24 protein-coding genes are annotated in these 25923 nt (G+C 31.2%); 14 read left to right on the forward strand and 10 right to left on the reverse strand.

Going from position 1 to position 25923, the window contains the following annotated elements; translation table 11 throughout:
* Positions 1-63: 63 nt before the first annotated feature.
* Genes bshB1 through IEW41_RS01110 form a run of 4 tightly spaced genes read right to left on the reverse strand, consistent with a single transcriptional unit; the run spans position 64 to position 3989 of the window.
* Positions 64-786 (reverse strand): bacillithiol biosynthesis deacetylase BshB1, encoded by a 723-nt coding sequence (gene bshB1, locus IEW41_RS01095; RefSeq protein ID WP_188604491.1) that lies wholly within the window; start codon positions 784-786, stop codon positions 64-66.
* Positions 783-1367, reverse strand: a complete 585-nt coding sequence (locus tag IEW41_RS01100) for a TMEM175 family protein (protein WP_188604492.1) — start codon at positions 1365-1367, stop codon at positions 783-785. The genes bshB1 and IEW41_RS01100 overlap by 4 nt, the downstream gene beginning before the upstream one ends.
* Entirely contained in the window at positions 1368-2540 is a 1173-nt protein-coding gene (locus IEW41_RS01105) for a trans-sulfuration enzyme family protein (RefSeq protein WP_188604493.1), read from the reverse strand. It abuts the gene before it with no gap.
* A 42-nt stretch (positions 2541-2582) separates the two neighbouring features.
* A complete protein-coding gene (locus IEW41_RS01110; RefSeq protein ID WP_188604494.1) occupies positions 2583-3989 on the reverse strand; it encodes an MATE family efflux transporter in 1407 nt (468 codons plus the stop codon).
* Positions 3990-4201: 212 nt separating this feature from the next.
* Between IEW41_RS01110 and IEW41_RS01115 the strand changes: the two genes are divergently transcribed.
* A complete protein-coding gene (locus tag IEW41_RS01115) occupies positions 4202-4873 on the forward strand; it encodes an HAD family hydrolase (RefSeq protein WP_188604495.1) in 672 nt (223 codons plus the stop codon).
* A gap of 153 nt (positions 4874-5026) precedes the next feature.
* On the opposite strand, the gene IEW41_RS01120 is transcribed toward IEW41_RS01115, so the two are convergent.
* Together IEW41_RS01120 and IEW41_RS01125 are read right to left on the reverse strand one after the other, a co-directional pair.
* Complete coding sequence (locus tag IEW41_RS01120) at positions 5027-8221, reverse strand: cytochrome c biogenesis protein CcsA (protein WP_188604496.1); 3195 nt, start codon at positions 8219-8221, stop codon at positions 5027-5029.
* Positions 8222-8329: 108 nt separating this feature from the next.
* Entirely contained in the window at positions 8330-8716 is a 387-nt protein-coding gene (locus IEW41_RS01125) for a group III truncated hemoglobin (protein WP_188604497.1), read from the reverse strand.
* A gap of 60 nt (positions 8717-8776) precedes the next feature.
* Between IEW41_RS01125 and IEW41_RS01130 the strand changes: the two genes are divergently transcribed.
* From IEW41_RS01130 to IEW41_RS01160, 7 genes are all read left to right on the forward strand, one after another.
* Positions 8777-9544 carry a Rossmann-like and DUF2520 domain-containing protein gene (locus tag IEW41_RS01130; RefSeq protein ID WP_188604498.1) on the forward strand — a complete coding sequence of 256 codons (768 nt, stop codon included), beginning with the start codon at positions 8777-8779 and terminating at the stop codon, positions 9542-9544.
* A complete protein-coding gene (locus IEW41_RS01135; protein ID WP_188604499.1) occupies positions 9525-10055 on the forward strand; it encodes a KdsC family phosphatase in 531 nt (176 codons plus the stop codon). Before IEW41_RS01130 ends, IEW41_RS01135 begins: the two co-directional genes overlap by 20 nt.
* 44 nt (positions 10056-10099) lie before the next feature.
* The gene (locus IEW41_RS01140) at positions 10100-11014 is read left to right on the forward strand and encodes a geranylgeranylglycerol-phosphate geranylgeranyltransferase (protein WP_188604500.1); all 915 of its coding nucleotides are present in this window, start codon (positions 10100-10102) and stop codon (positions 11012-11014) included.
* A gap of 10 nt (positions 11015-11024) precedes the next feature.
* Positions 11025-11612, forward strand: coding sequence for a Maf-like protein (locus tag IEW41_RS01145; protein WP_188604501.1), 588 nt, complete (start codon positions 11025-11027; stop codon positions 11610-11612).
* A 64-nt stretch (positions 11613-11676) separates the two neighbouring features.
* On the forward strand, positions 11677-12219 hold the full coding sequence (locus tag IEW41_RS01150) for a mechanosensitive ion channel domain-containing protein (protein ID WP_188605567.1): 543 nt from the start codon (positions 11677-11679) through the stop codon (positions 12217-12219).
* 82 nt (positions 12220-12301) lie between these two features.
* Positions 12302-14824: a PIG-L family deacetylase gene (locus IEW41_RS01155; protein ID WP_188604502.1), complete on the forward strand. Its 2523-nt coding sequence runs from the start codon at positions 12302-12304 to the stop codon at positions 14822-14824.
* Positions 14825-14940: 116 nt separating this feature from the next.
* Positions 14941-16638, forward strand: a complete 1698-nt coding sequence (locus IEW41_RS01160) for a sodium:solute symporter family protein (protein ID WP_188604503.1) — start codon at positions 14941-14943, stop codon at positions 16636-16638.
* Between the two features lie 49 nt (positions 16639-16687).
* On the opposite strand, the gene IEW41_RS01165 is transcribed toward IEW41_RS01160, so the two are convergent.
* Complete coding sequence (locus IEW41_RS01165) at positions 16688-17536, reverse strand: DUF2911 domain-containing protein (protein WP_188604504.1); 849 nt, start codon at positions 17534-17536, stop codon at positions 16688-16690.
* Between the two features lie 117 nt (positions 17537-17653).
* Between IEW41_RS01165 and IEW41_RS01170 the strand changes: the two genes are divergently transcribed.
* The 5 genes from IEW41_RS01170 to IEW41_RS01190 all read left to right on the forward strand — a co-directional run bounded on the left by IEW41_RS01170 (position 17654) and on the right by IEW41_RS01190 (position 22468).
* On the forward strand, positions 17654-18310 hold the full coding sequence (locus IEW41_RS01170) for an MIP/aquaporin family protein (RefSeq protein ID WP_188604505.1): 657 nt from the start codon (positions 17654-17656) through the stop codon (positions 18308-18310).
* Between the two features lie 88 nt (positions 18311-18398).
* Positions 18399-18860 carry a TspO/MBR family protein gene (locus tag IEW41_RS01175; RefSeq protein WP_188604506.1) on the forward strand — a complete coding sequence of 154 codons (462 nt, stop codon included), beginning with the start codon at positions 18399-18401 and terminating at the stop codon, positions 18858-18860.
* A gap of 5 nt (positions 18861-18865) precedes the next feature.
* A complete protein-coding gene (locus tag IEW41_RS01180) occupies positions 18866-19327 on the forward strand; it encodes an SRPBCC family protein (RefSeq protein ID WP_188604507.1) in 462 nt (153 codons plus the stop codon).
* The gene (locus IEW41_RS01185; protein ID WP_188604508.1) at positions 19328-20635 is read left to right on the forward strand and encodes a cryptochrome/photolyase family protein; all 1308 of its coding nucleotides are present in this window, start codon (positions 19328-19330) and stop codon (positions 20633-20635) included.
* A 93-nt stretch (positions 20636-20728) separates the two neighbouring features.
* Entirely contained in the window at positions 20729-22468 is a 1740-nt protein-coding gene (locus tag IEW41_RS01190; protein WP_188604509.1) for an FG-GAP-like repeat-containing protein, read from the forward strand.
* A gap of 70 nt (positions 22469-22538) precedes the next feature.
* Here the strand turns inward: IEW41_RS01190 and IEW41_RS01195 are convergent, their stop codons facing one another.
* The 3 genes from IEW41_RS01195 to IEW41_RS01205 form a co-directional block, all read right to left on the reverse strand.
* Positions 22539-23126, reverse strand: coding sequence for a porin family protein (locus tag IEW41_RS01195; RefSeq protein ID WP_188604510.1), 588 nt, complete (start codon positions 23124-23126; stop codon positions 22539-22541).
* A gap of 25 nt (positions 23127-23151) precedes the next feature.
* Positions 23152-23925: a membrane metalloprotease gene (locus tag IEW41_RS01200; RefSeq protein ID WP_188604511.1), complete on the reverse strand. Its 774-nt coding sequence runs from the start codon at positions 23923-23925 to the stop codon at positions 23152-23154.
* A 112-nt stretch (positions 23926-24037) separates the two neighbouring features.
* Positions 24038-25087 (reverse strand): hypothetical protein, encoded by a 1050-nt coding sequence (locus IEW41_RS01205; RefSeq protein ID WP_188604512.1) that lies wholly within the window; start codon positions 25085-25087, stop codon positions 24038-24040.
* 289 nt (positions 25088-25376) lie between these two features.
* Here IEW41_RS01205 and IEW41_RS01210 point away from each other — a divergent pair, with 289 nt between their 5' ends.
* Entirely contained in the window at positions 25377-25892 is a 516-nt protein-coding gene (locus IEW41_RS01210) for an RNA polymerase sigma factor (protein WP_188604513.1), read from the forward strand.
* The last annotated feature ends 31 nt before the right edge of the window (positions 25893-25923 follow it).

Genomic DNA, 25923 nt, shown 5'->3' on the forward strand with positions numbered 1-25923 from the left:
TTTAAATGCGTGTGCAAATGTAATTTATTTAGTAGTTTCTACAAAGATTTTTTTTGAAAAAAATTAAATTAAATTAAAGATACTATCAACTGCTAAATATCTCTCAACAGTAAATCCTTCAGCATGCTCTACTCCTATTATTCTACCTAAATCTCTAGCTCTATAATCAACACTATCTGTAAAATTTTTGCTAGATATTGGTGTTTCTGGCAAACTACTTTTAGGATCATAAAACTGTGTTTTATAAGCTAAAACAGCTTTCATTTTTGTATCCATAAAACCAGTAACATCAACAACAACATCTGGTTCAATATTTTTCCATTGTATATAGTGATATACTTGTTTTGGTCTCCAAGGTTCTTGCCAGCTTTCGTCATCTTCATGTTTTGTATCTATTTTAAGTAATCCGCTTAAAAAGCAAGCATCACTAACTAGTTTACTCCCTTTAGAGTGATCTATATGTCTATCTTCAATTGCATTGCAAAAAACAACTTCTGGCTTATATTTTCGAATCATTTTAATTAACTCTAATTGATGAGCCTTATCATTTACAAAAAATCCATCAGCAAATTCCATATTAGTTCTTAAAGCAACTCCAAGAATTTTGGCCGCATTTTCCGATTCTTCATCTCTAGTTTCTGCTGTACCACGCGTTCCTAGTTCTCCTCGTGTTAAATCGATAATCCCTACTTTCTTCCCTTTTGAAATTTCTTTAGCTAGAGTAGCTCCACAGCCTAATTCAACATCATCTGGATGTGCTCCTATTGCCAATATATCTAGTTTCATATATTATTCTCTTTTAACTTCCTTTCTATTCTTCTGTCTGGAATTAACCAAATTATAGCTACTAAAATAAAAATAAACCCACTAATCCAAACATTAATAAAGGATCCTATAATTCCTATTACATATAATACAGGTGATATTTTACCTTTAAAATCATTGCCTAATGCTTTAGAGAGAATAGATTCTTTACCATGACTTTTAATAATTAAGCTCTGTAAGATAAAATATGCAATAGCAGAACATAATAAAACCAATCCGTATAAAAATACTGAAGCTTTAGTAAAATGATTTTCTCCCATCCAGCCAGACACAAAAGGGATTAAAGATAACCAAAATAACAAATGCATATTTGCCCACAAAATACTCCCAGTAACATGTTTAACTGTTTGCATCATATGATGATGATTATTCCAATAAATTGCTAGATATATAAAACTTAATATATAGCTCCCAAAAATTGGCAATAACACTTTTAGGTCTTCAAACTCGCCTCCATGTGGCACTTTAAGCTCCAATACCATTATAGTTATAATAATGGCTAGAACTCCATCTGTAAATGCTTCTAGTCTACCTTTTGTCATTTATTTTGATATTAGTTGCTTCTCTTTAATTTTAGCAATAGCCTGTTCAATATCATTAATTAAATCTTGTTTAGATTCTATTCCTACTGAAAAGCGAATTAAATTATCAGTAACTCCAATGCTATCACGCTCTTTTTGTGTTAATAAAGAATGTGATGTTTTATGTGGTGATAGTACAGTACTCTCAACACCAGCTAAACTCATTGATGATTTTATAAGTTTTAACTCCTTTTGAAATTGCATAGCGTCTAATCCCTCTACCAATTCAAAAGATAGCATACCACCAAAACCTTTCATTTGCGATTTAGCCAACTCGTACTGAGGATGGGTTTTTAATCCTGGATAAAATACTTTTTTTACATCTTTATGTTGTGACAGAAATTTTGCCATTTTTTTCGCATTTCTATTCTGTGCTTTTACACGTAGAGCTAAAGTTTTCATACTTCGCTCAAGCATCCAAACAGTAAAATCACTCAAACTACCTCCCAAATTTTTAGCAACATTCCATATTACTTCCATATGTGCATTGCTACAAGCTACTGCTCCAGCTAAAATATCTGAATGACCTCCAAGGTATTTTGTGGCAGAATGAATAACTATATCTATACCAAAATCTATAGGGTTTTGATTAATAGGACTAGCAAATGTATTATCTATAGTTGTTAATATGCCTTTAGATTTTGCTAAGTCTGCCACACCTTTTATATCAGTAATAGTCAGTAAAGGATTTGATGGTGTTTCAATATGAATTAGCTTTGTGTTTGGTTGTATTGCTGATTCAAAATCTGAAACTTCATAACCATCAGTAAACGTAAATTCAATACCATATTTAGGAAACTCTTCTCTTATAAAATTACTTGTTCCTCCATACAGTGTATTTTGAACCACAATATGGTCGCCAGTTTTTAAAAAAGCTAAAAACACAGTACTTACAGCAGCCATTCCACTGCCAAAAATCATTCCTGCCTCTGTATGCTCTAAAGCTGCAATTTTCTTTGATAAGTACTCTTGATTTGGAGTATTAAAATAGCGAGGATATCTCTTAACATCTACATCATCAAATTGATAAGATGTAGACATATAAATTGGCGATACTGAACCTTTAAACTGTTCGTCAATAATTTCGCCAACATGAGTACAAATAGTGTTTAATCCTAATTTTTGCTTTGACATGAGGTATATAATTTAGTAAAGTTTAAAATTACAAATAATCTACTATACTTGTACTGCTTTCCACTTTCCTTTTTTAAACCAAATAATGCCAATTATAGCAATTAATATTTCTGCAAAAGTAATTGCCCAAAATACACCTTCAGGCCCGAAATCTAAAGTTACTGCAACTAAATATGCAAACGGAAGTTGGAATAACCAAAAGCAAACAAAATTTATATATGTAGGAGTTTTTGTGTCTCCTGCTCCATTAAAGGATTGTATTACAACCATTCCGTAGCCAAAAAAGATGTAACCTGCTGCAATAATTCTCAAACACAAACTACCATATTTAACAACATCTGGAGTTGTATTAAACATACTAATAATTTGAGGAGCAAAAATCAAGTAAACCAACGACACTAATCCCATAAAAATAGCATTGTATTTTCCTGTTTTCCAAACTGATTTTTCAGCTCTATCGGGTTGTTTTGCACCAAGGTTTTGACCTACTAATGTAGCAGCTGCATTACTCATTCCCCAAGCAGGCATTAAAGTAAACATCATAACCCTAATTGCAATAGTATAACCAGCTAAAACTTCACTTCCAAATTCACTCATAATACGCATTAAAAACACCCAACTAGATGTACCAATTAAAAATTGCCCAATTCCTCCAAGCGACACCTTAATTAAGTTTAACATTACAGTAGTACGTACAACCAAATCTTTTACTCGTACTTTTATTTTACTATAACCATAAAATAAAATAACCAATTGAAACACTACAGCTGTACCACGTCCAATTGTAGTAGCAATAGCAGCTCCTTCAACTCCATAAGCTGGTATTGGTCCAAACCCAAAAATAAACATAGGGTCTAGAATAATATTTAATCCATTAGATAATATTAATGTCCACATAGCAACAGATGCATTACCTGCGCCTCTAAATATTGCATTAATAAGAAAAAGTAGCATAATTGTTACATTTCCTCCTAATAATACTTGTGTATAACCATGTCCTTCAGCAATAAGGTCTGGTTCTGCTCCCATTAATGCTAATATTTCTTTGGCATAAAAAATACCTACAACACTTACTATAACTGAAACTAGAACTCCAAGAAAGATAACCTGAACTGCGGCTTGAGAAGCACCTATTAGATCTTTTTCACCTACTCTACGCGCAACAATTGCTGTAGCTGCCATACTTAGACCTATAGCAACTGCATACACTAGAGTAATTACTGACTCTGTTAAGCCTATTGTTGCAACTGCATTAACGCTAACTTGCGAAACATATAATATATCGACTAATGCAAAAATAGATTCCATTAGCATTTCCAAAATCATTGGAATAGATAACATAAAAATTGCTCGGCGAATACTAATAGTTGTTAAGTCTTGCTCTTTGCCTTTTACAGCAATAATAAAATATTGAAAGTATTGTTTTAAGGAAATTTTATTGGATTGCATGATAATAATTTTTAAAATAAAACATGGTTGAATACTTTAAGACGTTCAACTTAAAAAAATGTCGACAACATAAATCGACGATTCTGATAATACTATCTATACAATCATAATGAAGCAAATATTATAAAAATAACTAAAACTTCAAAATCATTTTTAGGCAGTTAGCTTCAATTCCTTTATATTCGTAGCTGCTATTAATTAATTATTTATAAATGCTTAAAGCTATTCTTTTTGACATGGATGGTGTTATCGTAAACACTGAACCACTTCACCACAAAGCCTATTACCACATGTTTTCTGATGTAAATATTGAAGTTTCTGATAACTTATATGCATCGTTTACTGGACAGTCAACAATGGCAATTTGTAAAGAGCTATGCAAGCAATTTAATTTACCTCTTGCACCTGAAACATTAGTAGAAATTAAACGTGACCACTTTAAATATTTATTTGAAAACGACACCGAATTAGCTCTTATAGATGGTGTATTGGACTTAATAAAAGATTATCACTCTAATGGATTAACGTTGGTTTTAGCTTCATCTGCATCTATGCCAAACATTAATAATATTTTTAAGCGCTTTGATTTAGACCAATATTTTATAGCTAAACTTAGTGGAGCTGACTTAAAAGCATCTAAACCTCATCCAGAAATTTTTGAAAAAGCTGCTATTGCTTCAGGTTTTAAACCTCAAGAATGTGTTGTTATTGAAGATTCAACAAATGGGATTAAAGCAGCAAAAGATGCTGGAATATTTTGTATTGGATATGATAGTTTAAACTCTAAAAACCAAGACTATTCTCTTGCCGATATTGTTGTTAGCGATTTTAAAGATATTTATTTTGAAAACGTTGCAAGTCGGTTTTTAGAAATAGCTAAATAATCATTTTTGATTATTTGCTTTAGCAACAATTTCTTTTAATCGTTCTTTTCTTAATAAAGTTTCAGTAGTTTTCTTTTTCTTTTTTTGAGACATTAACTTACTGTGCTTCGCTTTATTTTTAGTATTCTTTGCACTACCCTTTTTTGGCACAGTTTATTTCTTTTTGTAGTGAACTTTATACTTTCTGTAAGCCAAAAATCCTAAAATTGCAACAATTAGTATAGCTATGGCAATAAATTGAAAACTCACTATTTGATCTCCACTTGCATAAGCATGTAACCCTGAAAGATAGAAGTTAACACCAAAGTAAGTCATCATAATGCTAGCAAAAGCAATTATTGACAAAAGATTAAAACCAAAACGACCACGAAGCCCAGGAACCAACCTCATGTGTATTACAAAGGCATACACCATAATACTAATTAAAGCCCAAGTTTCTTTTGGATCCCATCCCCAATATCTTCCCCAACTTTCATTTGCCCACATACCTCCAAGGAAGTTACCAATAGTCAACAAAATTAACCCAGTAGTTAACGCCATTTCATTAATAATGGTCAACTCTTTTATGTTAAGTAGCATTTTGTCTTTATTCTTTTCATTGGTAAAAATCATTAATAATAGAGACACAACTCCTAATATCATACCTATAGTAAATGGACCATAACTCATTACAATAACCGCAACGTGTATCATTAACCAATAACTATCTAATACAGGTTGTAAATTAGCAATAGCAGGATCCATCCAATTCCAATGTGCAACCATTAATATTATTGAGGTTACAAAAGCAACTGAAGCAATAGTTAATTGGCTTTTTCGTCCAAAAGCTAAACCAAAGAACATTGTAGCCCAAGCTACGTAAATCATCGACTCATAAGCATCACTCCAAGGTGCATGACCAGAAATATACCAACGTGCAATTAAACCTAATGTGTGAAGTATAAACAAGCCTAAAATGATAAAACCAAATACTTTTACAGCAACATTAATTACCTTGTTTTTATCATTAAAAATCTGCATAATTAATACAATAAACATTAACGTTCCTGCATACATATACCAGCTAAATAGCCTTTTGAAAATGTCGTATTTGTTATATTTTATTTCTGCATCAATCTTATTATCAGACAACATTACTTCACTACCATATTTTACTTGCGTTTTTTTAATACCTGCAAGCATTTCTTCGGCTTTTGAATAATCACCAGATTTTTTAGCATTATTTAGCATTAATAAATACGCACTAAATCCGTTATTTATAAAATTTCCATAAAGTGAATCTTCTATCTTTTCTCTATATCCATCTTCTCTAAACTCTAACCCAGAAATCCATTTGTTATTATCATCATTCGGAACAGGGAAAATTTTAAGAGCTCTACCTTCAATTACATTGTATAATAAGTTAACTCTATTTTCAGCTTCTTTTATTTCTTTCTGTGTACCATTTAAAACTTGTACACCAGATGCTTCTTGAATGTAAGGTGCTAATTTATATCGTCCATCTTCAGTAAAAAAGTCGATTAGAGCAACATATTTTTGACTTGTAGGCACACCAATAATACTTCTAATCGTATCAGCCTTCTGAGGTTTTAAATAGATAATTGGCACATTGTACCAAAGCAATGGGCTTTCATGAATAGATAAAAACACTTGATTAGCATCAAAATCTTCATAAACATCACTTTTACTAAGCTTACGCAACATCTCTGAGGCATAAGTATTCATTGGCATCATTCTTCCGCTATAGTCTTGTACAACCATGTGACCAAACTTATCAGCATGCTCCTTTGGTGTAATATTTGCTTTTAAAACAGAATCAATTTGAGCCTTAGTTGGTCTACTATGAGCATTTCCATCATTTGCAGAATGTGTTTGTGAAAAACCTACAGTAGATATAAATAATAATAGTATAGTTGCTGCTTTTTGCTTTTGCTTTTTCACCTTTTCTAGCATTCGTTTAAGGTCTGCAAAGCGAGTATTTTTATCAAAAAGAATAGCTAACAATGAAATATATAGTAAGAAATATCCAATATAAGTTACCCAAGTTCCCCAGAAATCATGGTTAACAGAAAGAATGGTTCCTTTTTCATCTGGATCGAAACTAGCCTGAAAAAAACGATAACCTCTATGATCTAAAATATGATTCATATAAATATGGTAGTCAAAATCGCCTTTTTCTTTATCTACAACAGTAACTTTACTTTCGTAAGATGAATAGCTGTTTTCAGTACCAGGATAACGTTTAGCAATAAAATCGTTTAATTTAACTCCAAATGGTAACTCTAAAACTTTAGAGCCATATCGCATTGCAATATCTAAATTACCAACTTTAACTTGTTCAAAAGCATTATTCATACCTTTCCCTCCAAGTAATTTCACTCGTTCTGTAACTCCATTTACTGTAACTTTCATTACAACACCATCTTCATCTCCTTTAAGGATTTGTGGTTTTTTTACAATATCAAAATTACCTTTAACAACAGGTTTAGGAAAAACCATTGCCATATTACCAATTAAGTAACGTGAACGCAAAATAAGTGGCTGAATACTATCTTTAACAAGCAATCCTGTTGCTCCTGTAGCCATTGTCATGTATTCGCCTTCGTATGGTGACTGTATGGTTAAACCTTCAGGTGAATTGGTAATATTTATAGCGCCATCAACTTTATTATCTAATGAAATTAAAACATTATGAATACTTTGTACTTGTCCTGCTTTTAAAAAGTGATTGTGCGACTGTCCTTCTCCTGCTTCAACAATTTTAAGATACTCTTCACCATTATCATTTGGAACAATGTCTTTTTCGGCTCCAGCAATAAATTTTTCTAATTCTATTATAACTGGCTGATTGTTATATTCTGTATTTACCTTAAAATCGTTATCTAATCGAGGTGAAAAGTCTACTTCTTTTTCAACAACTTTTCGTTGTGCAACTCCATTAACAACATAATCACCATCTATGTACGCTGTGAGATATGTTTTTTGAGATAAAAATTGTGTTTCGGTAGCTCCTTCACGAATAGCCATCATACCTTCAAACCCAATATATCTTGTAATGGCTGCACCTACAATTATAAAAATGAAGGATAGGTGAATAAGTAATGTTGCCCACTTTTCTTTTCTTAACAAACGATACCTAAAAATATTACCAACAAAATTGATGACAAAAACAACCATTATTGCTTCAAACCACCACGCATTGTAAATTAATGTTCGTGTATATGGTGTTGGAGAAGTATCCATGTTTCTGTCTAGTATTGTTCCTGTAGCCATTGCAACAGCAAAAACAATAAATAAAATAGCAGTAAGTCGTGTAGAAAAGAGAATTTTAGCGAGTTTATTTTGCATGATAAAGTGCCTGATTTTTGGACTTGGCAAATTTAATGTTTTTTGTTGGTTTGAGTTGGATTAAAAGCTGTTAAAATTTATCTAAACTCCTTGAGATATAAATTAATTTTAGTTTCTTGATTGAAAAATATTCAAATACAAAAAGGTTCCCATTTTACGTGCTCGACGCTTTGCGTTTTCTGCATAATCACCTACAAAAAGCTCATCTATAGTTTGATACCACAAATTTAACCAATGTCCAAAGTGCAATTCTGTTATTGAATTATTGTTGTCTTTATCAACCTTTATATGTGCTTGTAAAGGGTTACCAGTATATCGTGTTTTTAAAAACAAGCTCGATTCCCAAAATGTAGTTAGTCGCTGTATGTGCTCATCCCAATCAGAAATTACAGTATTAAAAAAAGGGCCTAAAACACTATCTGTTCTAACTTTTTTATAGAATTCTGAGACTAATAAAAAAACGTCTTCTCTATTTTGAATATCTTTTTTTTCCATTGTTTACAAAGATAAACCTTAAGGCTTTTATTTCATAGTTAACTTACTTATTTTAGCATTATGATTTCAGTAGTATTACTTGGTGCTGGTAATGTTGCCACACACTTATATAAAGCTTTTATTAAATCTAAAGATGTATCTGTTAGCCAATGGTATAACAGAAATTTAGAACCTATTCAAACTTATAAAAATGAGGTTGAAGTTGTTGATGATATCAACAAACTTAAAAAAGCCGATGTATATATAATTGCTGTAAGTGATGATGCTATTAGCAACCTTTCTTCTCAATTACCGTTTGAAAACAGATTAGTTGTTCATACATCAGGTAGTGTAGGTATTTACGAATTAGACAAAAAAAATGAGAGAGGTGTTTTTTATCCGCTTCAAACATTTAGCAAAGATGCTGAAGTAGATTTTAAACAAGTTCCTATTTGTATTGAGGTTATTAAAAAAACTAATCTTAAAACACTAAAATCTTTATCTGAAGCTTTAGGAAGTGAAAGTCATAAAGTAAATACTGAACAACGTAAAGCATTACATTTGGCAGCTGTGTTTGTAAATAACTTTACTAATCAACTTTATAGAATTGCTCACGAAATTACAGAATCTAAAGGCGTTGAGTTTAATATTCTTAAACCTTTAATTTTAGAGACTGCAAAAAAAGTACAAGATTTATCGCCTTACATGGCTCAAACTGGTCCTGCAAAACGTAATGATAAAAAAACGATAAGAAAGCATTTAAAATTATTAGAAAACCAACATCATAAAGACATTTATGAACTTTTAACAACATCTATTCAAAAAACTCATGGAAGAAAAAAGCTATAAAGAATATTTAAATCATATTACAACTTTTATTTTTGACGTAGATGGTGTACTTACTGATGGTACAGTTACTATTACAACTACTGGCGAACTCTTACGAACAATGAACATTAAAGATGGCTATGCACTTAAATGTGCTTTAGAAGCTAATTATAATGTTTGTATAATTTCTGGAGGCACAAACGAAGGTGTAAGAGCAAGATTAAAAGGTCTTGGCGTAAAAGACATATATCTTGGTGCTCATGATAAGATTGTTCAGCTTAATGAGTATTTAACAAAACACAATATTAAAGCTGAAAATGTTTTGTATATGGGAGATGATATACCTGATCATCCTGTAATGAGACTAGTTGGATTACCTACATGCCCTCAAGATGCTGTTCCAGAAATAAAAGCTATATCAAAATATGTTTCACATAAAAACGGAGGGAAAGGTGCTGTTAGAGATGTTATTGAACAAGTAATGAAAGTACAGAGCAAATGGAATGGTAATTTTGATGCGAGTTTTGATTAGACATTAATTAATAATATTAGTAAAAAAAATAAACAACAAATACATTGAATATTCTTAACCTCATTCGCTGGAAAAACTTATTAATGATTGCTTTTGTGCAATTACTCATTAAATATGCATTATTTAAACCTTTTAATGTTGATATAACACTCAATTGGTTTGGCTTTTTGCTACTAATCTTGTCTACACTTTGTATTGCAGCAGCTGGAAATATAATTAATGACATTCAAGATATTGACACTGATATTGTAAACAGACCTGAAAAGGTAATAATTGGTAAGAAAGTCACTGAAAAAACAGCATATAATTTATTTATTATCTTAAACGTCATTGGAGTTGGATTGGGCTTTTATTTATCAAATCTAGTAGGCAGAAGCGGCTTTTTTGCCATTTTTGTGATTATTTCAGCTTTATTATATATATACGCAACCTATTTAAAGCAAACACTTCTTGTTGGTAATATTGTAATTTCTGTTTTAGTCGCTATGAGTATTTTAATTGTTGGCCTATTCGAGCTACTTCCTGTGGTTACCGCACAAAATCAAGCAACTCAATTAACATTTTTTAAAATATTACTTGATTATGCCTTGTTTGCCTTTATTATAAACCTAGTAAGAGAAGTTGCTAAAGATATTGAAGATATAGATGGAGATTATAAAGCAGGAATGAATACATTACCAATTGCTATTGGTCGTGAACGTGCAACAAAAGTTCTATTTGCACTAACTCTTTTACCTCTTTTTGGTGTAGTATATTACATGCTAACCTATTTATACAAACAGCAAATTGCAGTTGGTTATTTTCTACTCTTTTTAGTTGCGCCTTTGCTATATATTACAATAAAATCGTTTAGTGCTAAAACAAAAAAAGATGTTCGTCATATTAGTACTACCCTTAAAATTGTTATGTTTTTAGGTATGTTATCTTTATTGTTATACGTTTTTATTTTAAAAAAATAAACTGTCAAAAATGCTTAACGAAAAACTAAAAAACTACACCATTATTTTAGCGTCTGGCTCACCAAGACGACAACAGTTTTTTAAAGAATTAGATATATATGTTGACATTAGATTAAAACCAATAAAAGAAGAATATCCTCAACGATTGTCTCATTTTGAAATTAGCGACTATCTTGCCCAATTAAAAGCGCTTCCTTTTCAAAATGAACTTAAAGACAATGATATTTTAATAACAAGCGACACAATTGTGTGGCATAATAATAAAGCATTAGGTAAACCGAAAGATTCAGCAGAAGCATTTCAAATGATTAAATCTTTAAGTAATACAACACATGAGGTTATTACTTCTGTTTGTTTTACATCAAAAACATTTCAAAAAACAGTTAACAGTACTACCAAAGTAACATTTAAGGCGTTTACTGATGATGAAATTAACTATTACATTAATACTTGTAAACCATTTGACAAAGCAGGTGCTTATGGAATACAAGAGTGGATAGGACAAATTGGAGTTACCAAAATAGAAGGTTCATACTTTAATGTTATGGGTTTACCAACACATCTTGTTTACAAAACATTATTAGATTTTGTTAAGTAATTCTAAAAAGTGGGTTTGTTGTTAAATCGTAAGTTTATCTTTGTTAAACATATTAATACAGCTTATGTTTTTTGAAAAATATCAATTAGAACTTATAACAACAGGATTTTTATTACTCTTCCTATTAGTTGTTAGGTTTATACTAATAACACTTGTTACCAAAATTTCACGTAAAAACGGAATTAACCTAGCTCGTATTCATTTAATGAATCGCTATATATCTGTGGCTTTATTTTTACTAGCAATGCTAATCATTCCTTTTATTTTTGGGAGCCAGTTTAAAGATTTAGCAGTAGTTTTCTCTTCCATTTTCGCTGTAATAGGTATAGGTTTATTTGCTATTTGGTCAATCTTAAGTAATATAACTTCTGGAATTATTATGTTTTTTTCGTTTCCATACAAAGTAGGAGACAAAATTCAAATTCATGATAAAGACTTCCCTATTGAAGGTATTATTGAAGATATTAGAGCTTTTCAATTACATTTAAGATTAGATGATGGCGACTTGGTAACCTATCCCAATAATTTAATGCTACAAAAAGCTGTAACCTTAATTGAAAAAGATGCTATAGAAGACGAGTTTGATGATGGCACAGATTTAATATAATTTTACGTTAAATAAACATTAAAACCAGTCCTTGAGGCTGGTTTCTTTTTTATATTTGAAACTAAAGCCAACAAAAATTATTATGCTAAAACGCTATTTACTACTTCTGTTTTTCTCATTTTTTTGCTTATCAACACAGGCACAACAACCTAAAAAACCTAATAGTTCTGACATTTTCGAATCCATTAAGAAATTAAATTTCTTAGGTTCAGTATTATATATTGCAGCACATCCTGATGATGAGAATACAAGACTTATCTCATACATGTCAAATAACGTAAAAGCAAGAACAGCATATTTGTCATTAACTCGAGGTGATGGAGGTCAAAATTTAATTGGTCCAGAGCTTAGAGAACTTCTTGGTGTTATCCGCACGCAAGAATTACTAGCTGCAAGACGAATTGATGGTGGTGAGCAACGCTTTACAAGAGCAAACGATTTTGGCTACTCTAAGCATCCTGATGAAACCTTAGCCATTTGGAATAAAAAAGAAGTATTAAGTGATGTGGTATTAGCTATCAGACAATTTAAGCCAGACGTCATTATTAATCGTTTTGACCATAGAAGTCCAGGAAGTACACATGGACATCATACAAGTTCTGCTATGTTAAGTTATGAAGCTTTTGATTTAGCTAACGATAAAAATGCCTTTCCAGAACAAGTTAAGCAATACGGAATATGGCAACCAAAGCGTGAGTTTTTTAATACATCGTGGTGGTTTTATGGAAGCCAAGAAAATTTTGATAAAGCTGATAAAACAAACTTATTAAGTGTTGATACAGGAGTTTTCTTCCCATCAAACGGATTAAGTAATCCTGAAATAGCTGCATTAAGTAGAAGTTCACATAAATCGCAAGGTTTTGGAAGTACTGGAAGCAGAGGCGAACAAATTGAATATATTGAACTGATTAAAGGTGATTTACCTGCTGATAAATCTAATATTTTTGATGGAATTGACACCTCTTGGAATCGTGTAAAAGGAGGAAAAGAGATTGGAAATATTTTAAAAGAGGTTGAAACTAATTACGATTTTAAGAACCCTTCTGCTTCTATTCCGCAATTGTTAGAAGCCTATAAATTGATTCAAAATTTAGAAGACCAACATTGGAAAGCAATCAAATTAGAAGATATTAAAAATGTAATTGCTGCTTGTGCTGGTTTATATTTAGAAGCCGTCGCAGAAACAAATCAGGCAACTGCTAATTCATCAATTAATTTAAAAATTGAGTCAATAAATAGAAGTGATTACCAAATAACACTTAACTCGTATGCAATTAACACTTTAGATGTTGTTAAAAATATTGAGCTTAAAAATAATATTAGTTACGACTTTAAAGACGTTTTAAAAATAGATTCAAAACAACAACCTACAACACCTTATTGGTTAACAAAAAAAGGGAGTTTAGGAATGTATACAGTAGATGATAAAAATTTAATTGGACAACCTGAAACGCCAAGAAATCAACTAGTAACTTTCAATTTAACATTTGGCAAAACATCAATTTCTTACTCCAAACCAATAGTCTACAAAACTAATGATGATGTAAAAGGAGAGGTTTATAAACCGTTCGAGATTATTCCAGAAGCCTCTGCAAAAGTAGCCGAAGATGTTATCATATTCGAAAACGACAAGCAAAAAGATATAGTAGTAATTGTAAAAGCTGGAAGAGATAATCTTGAAGGATTTGTGCAAATAGCACATCCGAAAGATTGGAATATTTACCCAGAAAAGCAAAAAGTATCAATTACGCATAAAGGCGAAGACCAAACACTAATTTTTACTGTTATTCCTCCAAAAAACCAAAGCGAAGGATTAATTACACCAATGGTAACAGTTGGCAACGAAGTTTATACCAAAAAGTTAGTTGAAATCAATTACGACCATATTCCTTTTCAAACTGTTTTATTACCAAGCGAAAGCAAAGTAGTTCGATTAGACATAAAAAAGAGAGGTGAAAATATAGGTTATATTGAAGGTGCTGGTGATGTAGTTCCTGAAAGCCTAAAGCAAATTGGCTATAATGTTGTTGTTATTAAACCTGAAGAAATTAATGCAGAAACTCTTAATCGTTTTGATGCTATTGTAGTTGGTATCAGAGCTTATAATGTGGTTGAAGCGTTAAAATATAAACAGCAGTTACTTTTCAATTTTGTTGAGCAAGGCGGAAACTTAATAGTACAATATAATACAAGTAGAGAAACTATTGTTGATGAACTTGCGCCTTACAAGTTAGAATTATCACGCGACAGAGTTACAGATGAAAATGCAGAAGTTCGATTTTTAAATCCTAATCATCCTTTGTTAAATTATCCGAATAAAATTACAGAAAAAGATTTTGAGGGTTGGACACAAGAACGTGGTTTATATTTTCCAGACCAATGGTCGTCAGAGTTTACTCCACTTCTATCGATGAATGATAAAGGTGAAACTCCAAAAGATGGTAGCTTATTGGTTGCCAAACATGGTAAAGGATATTATATCTACACAGGGTTAAGCTTCTTTAGAGAATTCCCTGAAGGTGTTTCTGGTGCTTACCGCCTTTTTGCAAACATGCTATCAATTGGTAAAGACAATATTAATACAGATAAAAAATTAAACGATTAACCATGAACGAAAACACATCACAAAAACAACCATGGTTAAAACTTTATTCTTTAGTATTGATAGTTAATGCCATATATATTATATTGTTTTACTTCATAATGCAATCCTTTTAAGTTATGGAAATATTAGACTGGATTGTATTATTAGGAACACTTTTAACCATTGTAGCTTATGGCACATGGAAAACAAGAGGAAGCAAAAATGTAGATGACTACATAAAAGGTGGCAACGAAGCCAAATGGTGGACAATTGGTTTGTCTGTAATGGCTACTCAAGCTAGCGCAATAACATTTTTATCAACTCCAGGACAGGCATTTCATGACGGAATGGGATTTGTTCAATTCTACTTCGGAGTACCAATTGCTATGGTAGTTATTTGCTTGGTTTTTATACCTCTTTACCATCGACTAAAAGTTTATACAGCTTATGAGTTTTTAGAAAACCGATTCGACCTAAAAACTAGAAGCTTAACTGCTATGCTATTTTTAATACAACGTGGTTTAGCAGCAGGAATTACTATTTATGCACCTGCAATTATTCTATCTGCTGTATTGGGCTGGAACTTAAACTTGCTAATTGTTATTATTGGTATTTTGGTTATTATATATACTGTTTCTGGTGGCACCAAAGCTGTTAGTATTACACAAAAGCATCAAATGGTAGTAATTTTTACTGGAATGTTTGTTGCTTTTTTCATCATAGTTAGCAAGTTACCAGCTGATATTACATTCACTAAAGCTTTAGATATTGCTGGAGCAAGTGGGAAAATGGATATTTTAGATTTCTCATTCGATTTTAATAATCGCTATACATTTTGGAGTGGTATTATTGGAGGAACATTTTTAGCCCTCTCCTATTTCGGAACAGATCAAAGCCAAGTACAGCGTTATTTATCAGGAAAATCAATTAAAGAAATGCAAATGGGTTTAATTTTTAATGGTCTATTAAAAGTTCCAATGCAATTTTTTATTCTATTAGTTGGTGTTATGGTATTTGTGTTTTATCAGTTTAATGCCTCACCTGTAAGTTTTAATCCTGATGCTTCAAAAACGGTATTAAGTTCTTCATATGCGCAAGAGTACCAAACTATTGAGGCTGAACAGGCTGTTATATTTAATGACAAACAAGAACTCATTAAACTATATACAGAAACTCAAGACGAAAAATATTCTGAACTGATTAATGCTGCAAATAAAAAAGATAGAGAAAATAGAGAAGCCGCTAAAGTGATTATAAAAAAAGCTTCAGATGAGAAAAAATTATCTGTAGAAACTAATGACAAAGATTACGTTTTTATTCACTTTATACTTAATAATTTACCTCGTGGTTTAATTGGGCTACTGCTAGCTGTAATTTTGAGTGCTGCAATGTCTAGTACTGCAAGCGAATTAAATGCACTATCATCAACCACAACAATGGATTTATACAAGCGATCTATTGTAAAAGATAAAGATGACACACATTACCTTAAAGCATCAAAATGGTTTACGTTCGGATGGGGAGTTTTAGCAATCCTTATAGCCTGTATTGCTTATTTAGCAGATAACTTAATTCAACTAGTTAACATCATTGGCTCCATTTTTTACGGGAATGTGTTAGGGATTTTCTTGCTAGCCTTCTTCTTTAAATATGTGAAAGCTAATGCCGTTTTTATAGCAGCACTTATTACTCAAGCAATTGTTATTATTGGTTGGTGGTATGATTGGATGCCTTATTTATGGCTCAATTTATTTGGATGCGCTTTAGTTGTGTTAATCGCCTATTTTATTCAAGTAATTAGTCTTAATAATAATTCACCTGAAAAAATAAAATAAAAAAAGCGCAACTAAATCTAGTTGCGCTTTTTTTAATAAGTTATTGAGATTACATTCCTCCCCATTCTTTAAGAGAGTCCTTATTCATTTTTACATAATCATCATTTCCAGCCGCTTCTGCAGCAGCTAATGATTTCTTTGCAGCAGCAATAGCACCTTTTTTATCTCCTGCTTTTGCATAAATCAATGATTGTTGTCTTAACTGCCAAAAAGGAGCTTTATCTCCAGCCATGGCAATAGCTTTATCAATCCAAGTTTTAGCTTGATTAATATCTTTACCTTCTTGTAAATAATATACTGCAGCTGCATAATAGTCTCCAGCACTTGGACCTTTCATTACTTTATCTATAGATGCAGATACTGCTTTATCAGTAGGCACATCAAACTTTACACCTACATAAACATCAGACCAAAGTATTCCAATTGTAGCAGAACTACTTGTTAAGTCATCAAAAGTCATAGTAAACGTTTCTATTTGCATTGGCATTGGGTAAACTTCAGCTGTTACTTTTGCAGCCACTTTACTATCATCCCATTCTTGAGGCGTTCCTCCACCATTATAATCAGTATAGAAATAAACTTCCCAAGATTGCTTACCTGGTTTTGTGAAAATTGCATAAGTACCAGCTTTTAATGTTTGACCGTTTACAGCAACATCATCACTAAATGTTATTTTAGTTCTAGCATTTGCTCCAGTTCTCCACACTTTATCATAAGGTACTAAATCACCAAAAATAGTTCTGCCTCTCATATTTGGGCGAGAATATTCTAAAGTAACATCAGTAAGACCAACTTTTTGCTCCATTTTAGCAAACGGACTTGGTGCTGGTGTTTCAATTTGTGCATTTACATTCATTGAGACTGCAAATACAAAAAGAATTAAGAGTAATTTTTTCATGTTATAATATAGTTTTAATGATTAGTTTATAATTTTATAAAATTACGAATTACAAAATCCATAGTTTGTTAACAAAACCTTAAATTAAGACGTTGTATATTTGTAAAAATTTCATCAATGAAAAAATATTACGCTGAAATAATAGGAACATTCGCCATGATTTTTTGTGGTTGTGGAGCAATAGCGATTAACGAAATAACCAACGGAAGTATTGGTCATGTTGGTGTAGCAGCAACTTGGGGATTAATTGTAATGGCAATGATTTATGCCTTTGGGGAAATTTCTGGAGCACATTTTAATCCTGCAGTAACATTTGGATTTGCAATTGCAAAGAAATTTGATTGGAAAGAAGTCCCTAAATATATAATAGCACAAAGTATAGGTGCATTTTTAGCTTGTTTGTTATTATTCTTTTTGTTTCCTGAAAGCACAACACTAGGCAGCTCATTACCTGCAGATGGTTTTGAACCTTATAAAGCTTTTGTTCTAGAGTTAATGCTCACCTTCTTTTTAATGGTCGTTATTATAAATGTATCAACAGGTAGTAAAGAAATAGGCACTATGGCAGCAATTGCTGTTGGTGGAGTTATTTTATTAGAAGCTATGTTTGCTGGCCCAATGACAAAAGCTTCTATGAACCCTATTCGTTCACTTGCTCCTGCTTTGGTTTCAGGTAATCTTCAACATTTATGGTTATATCTTACAGCTCCTTTCATCGGTTCTTTTTTAGCCGTTTTTAGTTGCAAACTGGTTAAAGATGAGCAATGTTGCTAAACGAAGTGTTTATTCTTTGTTAAATTTTGTTTAATATATTTCAAAAAATATTAAACATTTTGTAATTTTATAGAATTATTATATTTCTATGAAATTTATAAAGCCTTTTATTACCTTTTTAATCATCAATTTTGGCGCACTTGCCATAGGAAGTTGGTTGATGAATAATGGCCCACAAACAGAATGGTATACATCATTAAATCAAGCACCTTGGACACCTGATGGCTGGGTTTTTGGTGTAGCTTGGACAACCATTATGCTATGTTTTTCCATCTATATGTCTTATCTTTATTTAAAACTGCCAATCTCAAAATTTGCTGCTTTATTTAGTGTTCATTTTATACTAAATGTTATTTGGAATTATTTGTTTTTTAATCAACATTTAATTGCTTTTGGTCTTATAACTATTGTTGCATTAACTATAGTTGTAGCGACATTTTTATTTAAATTTAAAACTAAGCTTAAAGCAAAAACACTCTTTATTTTACCATATTTTGTTTGGCTTTGTATTGCAACTTCACTTAACTCATACATTTATCTATATAATTAATTTCAATGAAAATATATACGCTTCATAAAAAGCAAAATTTACCAATAACTTTGGAAGAAGCTTGGGAGTTTTTATCTAATCCAAAAAATCTTAAAACAATAACTCCAGATTATATGGGATTTAATATCCTATCTGGTGCAGATAGGCCAATGTATGCTGGACAAATAATACAATATATAGTAACACCAGTTTTAGGTATTAAAACTAAATGGGTAACTGAAATTACACATTGTATTGATAAACACTATTTTGTTGATGAACAACGTTTTGGACCTTATGCATTATGGCATCACAAGCATTTTATTAAAGAAATAGATGGTGGAGTTGAAATGGAAGATATTATAGATTATAAAGTTCCTTTTGGATGGTTCGGTCAGCTTGTTCATCCTATTCTAGTGAAACCAAAATTGGAAGAAATATTTAATCACAGAACAAAAAAGTTAGAAGAATTATTTGGCTCATATTAAATGAAACAGACTACAAATATTTTTTGGTTTAGACGCGATTTAAGACTAGATGATAATATTGGATTATATCAAGCTTTAAGTGAAAAACATCCTGTACTGCCTATTTTTATTTTTGACACAGAAATTCTTGATAATCTTCAAGAAGACGATGCTCGTGTCACTTTTATATTTGAAACACTTCAGAAATTAAGAAAAACACTCCAAGAAGAACATGATAGTAGTCTAGCAATCTATCATGGAAAACCAATGGATATTTACGATCAACTTATTGAAGATTATAATATAGATATCGTTTTTACCAATCACGATTATGAGCCTTATGCAACAGAGCGTGATGCAGAAATAAAAAATCTACTTTCTGAAAACGATATATCATTTAAAACCTTTAAAGACCAAGTCATTTTTGAAAAGGATGAAGTTATAAAAAGTGATGGTAAACCATATTTGGTTTATACACCATACATGAAAACATGGAAGGAGAAATTTAAAAGTATTGAATTAGAAATTATAAATACTGATAACTATTTTGATAATTTTATTAAAAACAAACACTTACCTAATTTAAGTTTATCTGATATTAGTTTTAAAAAATCGTCACAACAAATAGCAAATTATAACCTCACTACTACGCTTATTCAAGATTATGAAAAGACAAGAAATTTTCCAGCTAAAGATACAACTTCAAGGCTTGGACCACATCTTCGTTTTGGAACAGTAAGTATTCGTAAAGTGGTAAAAAAAGCTATTGCAGAGAAAAATGAAATTTTCTGGCAAGAGTTAATTTGGAGAGAGTTTTTTATGCAAATATTGTGGCACTTCCCTCATACAGTAACTAAAAGTTTTAAACCGAAGTATGATCGAATAGTGTGGCGTAATAATGAAGAAGAATTTAAACTTTGGTGTGAAGGCAAAACAGGCTATCCTTTGGTTGATGCTGGAATGCGACAATTAAACCAAACAGGTTTTATGCACAATAGAGTGCGAATGTTAGTTGGTAGTTTTCTATGCAAACATTTATTGATAGATTGGCGTTGGGGAGAAGCTTATTTTGCAGAAAAGCTTCATGATTATGAAATGGCAAGTAATATTGGTAATTGGCAATGGGTTGCAGGTTGTGGTGTAGATGCTGCTCCTTATTTCAGAATATTTAATCCAACTACACAAATTGAAAAATTTGATAAAGAATTAAAATATATCAACATATGGGTGAAAAATTTAAATGAGCTTACTTACCCTAATAAGATAGTAAATCATAAAGAAGCTAGAGAACGTTGTCTAGAAACTTATAAATCAGCTCTAAACAATTAACGCAACAATCTGTCAACAAATCACTTATAATTAAGTGGCTATTTTTATTTTTTAGATTATATTTGAAATTCTAAACTTAAAAACCTACCAAATATGATTAAAAATCTACTCGCTACAGTTTTATTTATATTACCATTTTTTTCATTTTCACAAATTACTTTTACAGATGAAAGCTCTTCATTAGTTAACTCAACATTAAAAAGTGGAGTTGCAATAGGTGTTTGTGATATGAATGGTGACAAACTAGATGATATTATACGATTATCCAGTGCTACAAGTCTACAAATTGAATACCAATCTCCTACAGGAGTTTTTACGCGATTAAACTATGGCAACTTACCAGGAAATGGTTCAGAATGGGGAATGGCAATTGCTGATGTTGATAAAAATGGTTTTAATGACATAATTGTTGGTGGAGCATATAACGGATTAAAACTATTAACCGCAAATAGTACAGGGACCAACTATACTACTACAACTCTTGGAGGTCCAAATATATTTCTACAGAATATAAATTTTGCAGATATAGATAATAATGGAACCATTGATATTTTTGCTTGTCATGATGAAGGTGTTTCTTCTGCTTATTCCAATAATGGAACAGGAACATTCACAATCAATAATGCAGGATTAATTAACGCTATTTCTCCAGACCCAAATGATGATGACTCTGGAAATTATGGTAGCATTTGGACAGATTATGATAATGATGGTGACTTAGACTTATATATTTCTAAATGCAGATTAGGTGTAAACAATCCATTAGACGGAAGACGTGTAAATATTTTATACCAAAATGATGGTAATAATAATTATACTGAAGTTGGTGTAGCTGCAGGCTTAGTCCCTTATGCTCAATCTTGGTCTGCGAACTTTGAGGATATTGATAATGATGGTGATTTAGACTGCGTACTTATAAATCATGACGTTACAAATATGATTTATGTTAATAACGGAAATGGAACTTTCACTGATATTACAGCTTCAACTGGTATAGCAACAGAATTGGCTAGTATTGGAGGGAATGGTATTCAGGTAATTATGGAAGATTTTGACAATGACACTTTAGTAGATATATTTATTACTGTAAGAGGTGGTAATCACTATCTTTTTAAAAACACAGGTAGTAATACATTTTCACCTGTTACAAATCCATTTCCAACTAGTACAAGAATTCAAACAGCAGCTGTTGGAGATTTAGATAATGATGGATTTCTCGATGTTATTGCTGCATTTGGTAATGGTTATAATGGACCATCATCTTCAATTTCTGATAAACTTTTTATTAATTCAGGAAACGCTAATAATTGGAGCGAAATTACATTACAAGGATCACCAAGTAATATAAATGGAATAGGTGCTCGTATAGAAATTTATGGTGCTTGGGGAAAACAAATTAGAGAAGTGCGTTCTGGTGAAAGCTACGGAATTATGAATTCTATGATGACACATTTTGGGCTAGGAACTAATTCAAGTATCACAAAAATCGTAGTAAAATGGCCTTCTGGTACTGTTGATGAATTATTCAATCCAAATATTAATGAATCTATTACTATTGTTGAAGGTATTACCTTAAGCACAAATGAAACTTCAGAATCTAAGTTTAAGGTATATCCTAATCCAACAAGAGGAAATATTACTATTGAAGGGTTACAATCATCAGCTAATGTAAATTATGAATTATATGATATTACTGGTAAAATTGTACAAACAAAAACATTATTATCTTCAACAAATATGAATGTAAATATTAGTCATTTACAAAGCGGAATTTACTTCTTAAACCTATATGAAAATAACAAACGTTATGTTCATAAAGTGGTGAAAGACTAAATTATACATTTAAAAAAATAAAAAAGGCTTCAAATTATATTGAAGCCTTTTTTTGTTAAGATAATAATAATTAAAAATCAAATCCTATAGAGAATTGCCAAACCCTGTTTTTAGGCTTTCCTTCATCGTAAATATCTCCTAAACCTAAATGATAACGTACTCCAAAACTTACTCCTGTATCTGTTTTAAATCCTCCTCCAAAATTAACTCCCCAATCAAAACTATTTGGATTAAACTCTTGTGAAGTATCAAACAAACTAAAACTACTATCAAACTCTTCTTTATGTGTTATTGCATAGCCAACTTGAGGTCCTGCTTCTAAAAAGAAATTATCACTTGGATAAGCCTTTAACATTAAAGGCAAATTAATATAGTTTAGTTTTTGAGTATATGTTCCTCCTTCATCACTAAGTTCATATCCTTGTTGCGAATAAAGCAATTCAATTTGTAAAGAAACATTATCATTTAAAAATGACTCAGAATAAAACCCAATATGAAAGCTATGTCGCTGTCCTGTTTCTCCATCGCCATCAAAAGACACAGCTGCAAGGTTATATCCTCCTTTAAGTCCTGTATTAGATTCTTTCTTATTGTCATCTTGTGACTGCATATTAATTGCTAATAATAGCATTAATACTGATAAAAATTTTGTTTTCATAGTTGTTGTTTTTATTTGTTATTAATTATTTTCCTCCGTTTGCTTGTAAGTCTGCTATGCATTGAGCGTCCAGTTGAGGAGCAGAACCATTAGAAATCATATTTCCAATTCCGTTTCCTGTTTCAGCTGCCCAAAACATTAAACAACTCTCAACATTACAGTGTTTTGGATGCGATGCATCTTCATGGTTACTTTGTAAATCTGATCCTAAATTTGTAAGTCCGAGTATGTGACCAAATTCATGCATTATTACTGTTGTCTCTAGAAGACTTCTACTTGGCTCTAATGGGCTATCACTTAATCCGTGAATAGTTTCTTCATAAATTACAAATGAAGTATTTCTGTATGCGGTTCCTAATACTACTCCCGAATTTGAATTACTTGCAGATTCGCCATCAGCAAAAAATGCCCAAACTGCAATTCGGTTTGCTGTATTAAATTTTGTTCTGTTAGCATCTTCAATTGCAACAATATCTTGATTTGTATAAGGTGAATCTTGCGTTGAAATTATAGGCCTAATCTCTACAGTAATTCCATTTGGTTTGTATGTTCTTGCTTCTAAAAAGGCAATAAGGTTATTTATAGAAGTTTGAGAAGGTTCGTATCCATCTATATAGGCAACCTCTATTACCATGCTCGTAAAAGTATCATCAGCTAATAAATCGTTAGCCGAAGTACCAACTGGTTGTTGATTTGCCGTAGAAGCAGAACCTGAATTATTATTTGCATTATCTACATCATTATCTTTTGTGCAAGCTACAAAAGTTAATATCAAAATTACTAAAGCTATTTTTTTCATGTCTTCTTTTAAATTAAGTAAACAGCTGTTAGTTTCCTAACAGCTGTTTCACCATAACAACTAAATAAACTAACCCTCAAAATCATGATAGTTTTGGGACAAAGAATTTATACTAGATTTGGGTCAAAACTAATGTAATTGCAGCATTGGTAGTGCTTTGTAATGAAATAGATGTGCTATTAAAACTTGTAACTTCCCATGTGTGGTTTAATAAACTAAACGTTGCACTACCTGTAAAGTTTAAACTTAAATACACCTCTAATTGTGATGCTACAGCGTATGTTCCTTGTACATCTTGTACTGTTGCATTTACTGTATTATCTGCAACTACAGTTAAATCATTTGCAAAATTAATAGTAAACTCAGCATAATTATTAGCTGTATCTACACCAGAATTAACGAAAGAGTTAACTCTAAATAATCCATCAACAAGAATATCTTCTAGTAAATCAGCACTTTCTTCAGCATCATCCATAGCATCTTCTTCAGAAATACACTCATTAATACTAGACTGTAATACTACATCACTATTAACTGTTGCAGATGTACCGTTACTAAATGTAATACCAATTGGATAGTTTATAGCAAACAACTCGTCACTTCCAAAGTTATTCATGTAGTTATATAATTGTTGCTCAGATTCAATAACAACACTTCCTGTTTGATCAAAATTTAAGCTATAAGTAAGAATAGTTATAGGAAAATCTATATCAATGCACGAAATTGCGTCTTGAGCTGTTGCTTCTGCTTCCTCACATGCGTCTATAAGAGCATTGTATTGAGCCTGATTGGTTACAACTACTTCTGTATAATTACTTAATCTTACTGTTAATGGAAATTGTAATACAACAGTATCTGCATCATTTGTATATTGAGCTAAAATATTGATAACTTGTTGGTAATCTGACTGACTAACAACTGTTACTTGCGTTCCATTTACTGTTGCTGTGACTGGCAGTAAAATTGAAGAACACGACATACCATCTAAAAAGTCATCAAAAGAACCATCATACATAGATGTACGTTCTAAATTACTAGCGGTTTGTGAATTTGCTGAGTTAGTGTTTGGGTTCTGTCCATTTTCATTATTAATTTCGTCTTGACAAGAGAAACTTAGAAATGACATTAAAACAACTGCGGAAATAAATTTAAACTTTTTCATAATTCTTAATTTTTGTAATTTGGGTTTTAACTTTTTCATAGCGATTTTTTCGCCTTTATACTAGTAAGACAATTTGTTTCAAATTTACCCTACTTTTTTTTTATTTTAAATCATTAATTATATTAATTGATGCTATTAAAAGTATTACAACTGCAATCATCAATGCAATTTGTACAGCTTCAAAAATTTTGTCTGAGTCCATATTTTTGTAATTTTGGGATTAATGTAGAAATAAGACAAACACATTTTAATTTACCCTACTTTTGTTTTTAAATAAAGCATAAAATTAATGGATAGCAATAAAGAAAGCCTCTGCGAAGAAGCCTATTTTAATACCTTTTATAAAGACCATTTTCAGTCAGCTAATAATTTCGCTTATTATAAGTGTGGTGATCAGACTAGTGCTTTAGATTTGGTACAAGATGCTTTTTCAAAAATTTGGGAAAATTGTTCTTCAATAGACTTTACTAAAGCAAAAACATACCTCTTTACAACTGTAAATAACTTATTTTTAAATACAGTAAAGCATCAAAAAGTTGTAATGAACTATGCTAAAGCGGCTCCATATATTGATACAAATAATGAGAGTCCTGAATATATTTTAGAAGAAGAAGAGTTCAAAAAAAAATTGCAAAATGCCATTGCATCTTTAAGTGATATACAACGTGAGGTGTTTTTAATGAATAGAATTGATGGAAAAAAGTACAGAGAGATTGCTGAGATTTTAGATATTTCGCAAAAAGCTGTTGAAAAAAGAATGTCTGGTGCTTTAAAAATATTAAGAGAACAAATAGAAAATATATAATTAAGTAGGGTAAAATATATTATAGGTGTCT

The organism is Aquaticitalea lipolytica (genome assembly GCF_014641635.1).
GTDB lineage: Bacteria > Bacteroidota > Bacteroidia > Flavobacteriales > Flavobacteriaceae > Aquaticitalea > Aquaticitalea lipolytica.

Bases quoted from the DNA above. Each gene is read 5' to 3' on its own strand.
- IEW41_RS01195 (WP_188604510.1), bottom strand. From the start codon at position 23,126: ATGAAAACAAAATTTTTATCAGTATTAATGCTATTATTAGCAATTAAT.
- IEW41_RS01150 (WP_188605567.1), top strand. From the start codon at position 11,677: ATGTTTTTTGAAAAATATCAATTAGAACTTATAACAACAGGATTTTTA.
- IEW41_RS01155 (WP_188604502.1), top strand. From the start codon at position 12,302: ATGCTAAAACGCTATTTACTACTTCTGTTTTTCTCATTTTTTTGCTTA.
- IEW41_RS01145 (WP_188604501.1), top strand. From the start codon at position 11,025: ATGCTTAACGAAAAACTAAAAAACTACACCATTATTTTAGCGTCTGGC.
- IEW41_RS01190 (WP_188604509.1), top strand. From the start codon at position 20,729: ATGATTAAAAATCTACTCGCTACAGTTTTATTTATATTACCATTTTTT.
- IEW41_RS01130 (WP_188604498.1), top strand. From the start codon at position 8,777: ATGATTTCAGTAGTATTACTTGGTGCTGGTAATGTTGCCACACACTTA.
- IEW41_RS01105 (WP_188604493.1), bottom strand. From the start codon at position 2,540: ATGTCAAAGCAAAAATTAGGATTAAACACTATTTGTACTCATGTTGGC.
- IEW41_RS01100 (WP_188604492.1), bottom strand. From the start codon at position 1,367: ATGACAAAAGGTAGACTAGAAGCATTTACAGATGGAGTTCTAGCCATT.
- IEW41_RS01185 (WP_188604508.1), top strand. From the start codon at position 19,328: ATGAAACAGACTACAAATATTTTTTGGTTTAGACGCGATTTAAGACTA.
- bshB1 (WP_188604491.1), bottom strand. From the start codon at position 786: ATGAAACTAGATATATTGGCAATAGGAGCACATCCAGATGATGTTGAA.
- IEW41_RS01165 (WP_188604504.1), bottom strand. From the start codon at position 17,536: ATGAAAAAATTACTCTTAATTCTTTTTGTATTTGCAGTCTCAATGAAT.
- IEW41_RS01200 (WP_188604511.1), bottom strand. From the start codon at position 23,925: ATGAAAAAAATAGCTTTAGTAATTTTGATATTAACTTTTGTAGCTTGC.
- IEW41_RS01160 (WP_188604503.1), top strand. From the start codon at position 14,941: ATGGAAATATTAGACTGGATTGTATTATTAGGAACACTTTTAACCATT.
- IEW41_RS01210 (WP_188604513.1), top strand. From the start codon at position 25,377: ATGGATAGCAATAAAGAAAGCCTCTGCGAAGAAGCCTATTTTAATACC.
- IEW41_RS01205 (WP_188604512.1), bottom strand. From the start codon at position 25,087: ATGAAAAAGTTTAAATTTATTTCCGCAGTTGTTTTAATGTCATTTCTA.
- IEW41_RS01120 (WP_188604496.1), bottom strand. From the start codon at position 8,221: ATGCAAAATAAACTCGCTAAAATTCTCTTTTCTACACGACTTACTGCT.
- IEW41_RS01110 (WP_188604494.1), bottom strand. From the start codon at position 3,989: ATGCAATCCAATAAAATTTCCTTAAAACAATACTTTCAATATTTTATT.
- IEW41_RS01175 (WP_188604506.1), top strand. From the start codon at position 18,399: ATGAAATTTATAAAGCCTTTTATTACCTTTTTAATCATCAATTTTGGC.
- IEW41_RS01180 (WP_188604507.1), top strand. From the start codon at position 18,866: ATGAAAATATATACGCTTCATAAAAAGCAAAATTTACCAATAACTTTG.
- IEW41_RS01125 (WP_188604497.1), bottom strand. From the start codon at position 8,716: ATGGAAAAAAAAGATATTCAAAATAGAGAAGACGTTTTTTTATTAGTC.
- IEW41_RS01170 (WP_188604505.1), top strand. From the start codon at position 17,654: ATGAAAAAATATTACGCTGAAATAATAGGAACATTCGCCATGATTTTT.
- IEW41_RS01135 (WP_188604499.1), top strand. From the start codon at position 9,525: ATGGAAGAAAAAAGCTATAAAGAATATTTAAATCATATTACAACTTTT.
- IEW41_RS01115 (WP_188604495.1), top strand. From the start codon at position 4,202: ATGCTTAAAGCTATTCTTTTTGACATGGATGGTGTTATCGTAAACACT.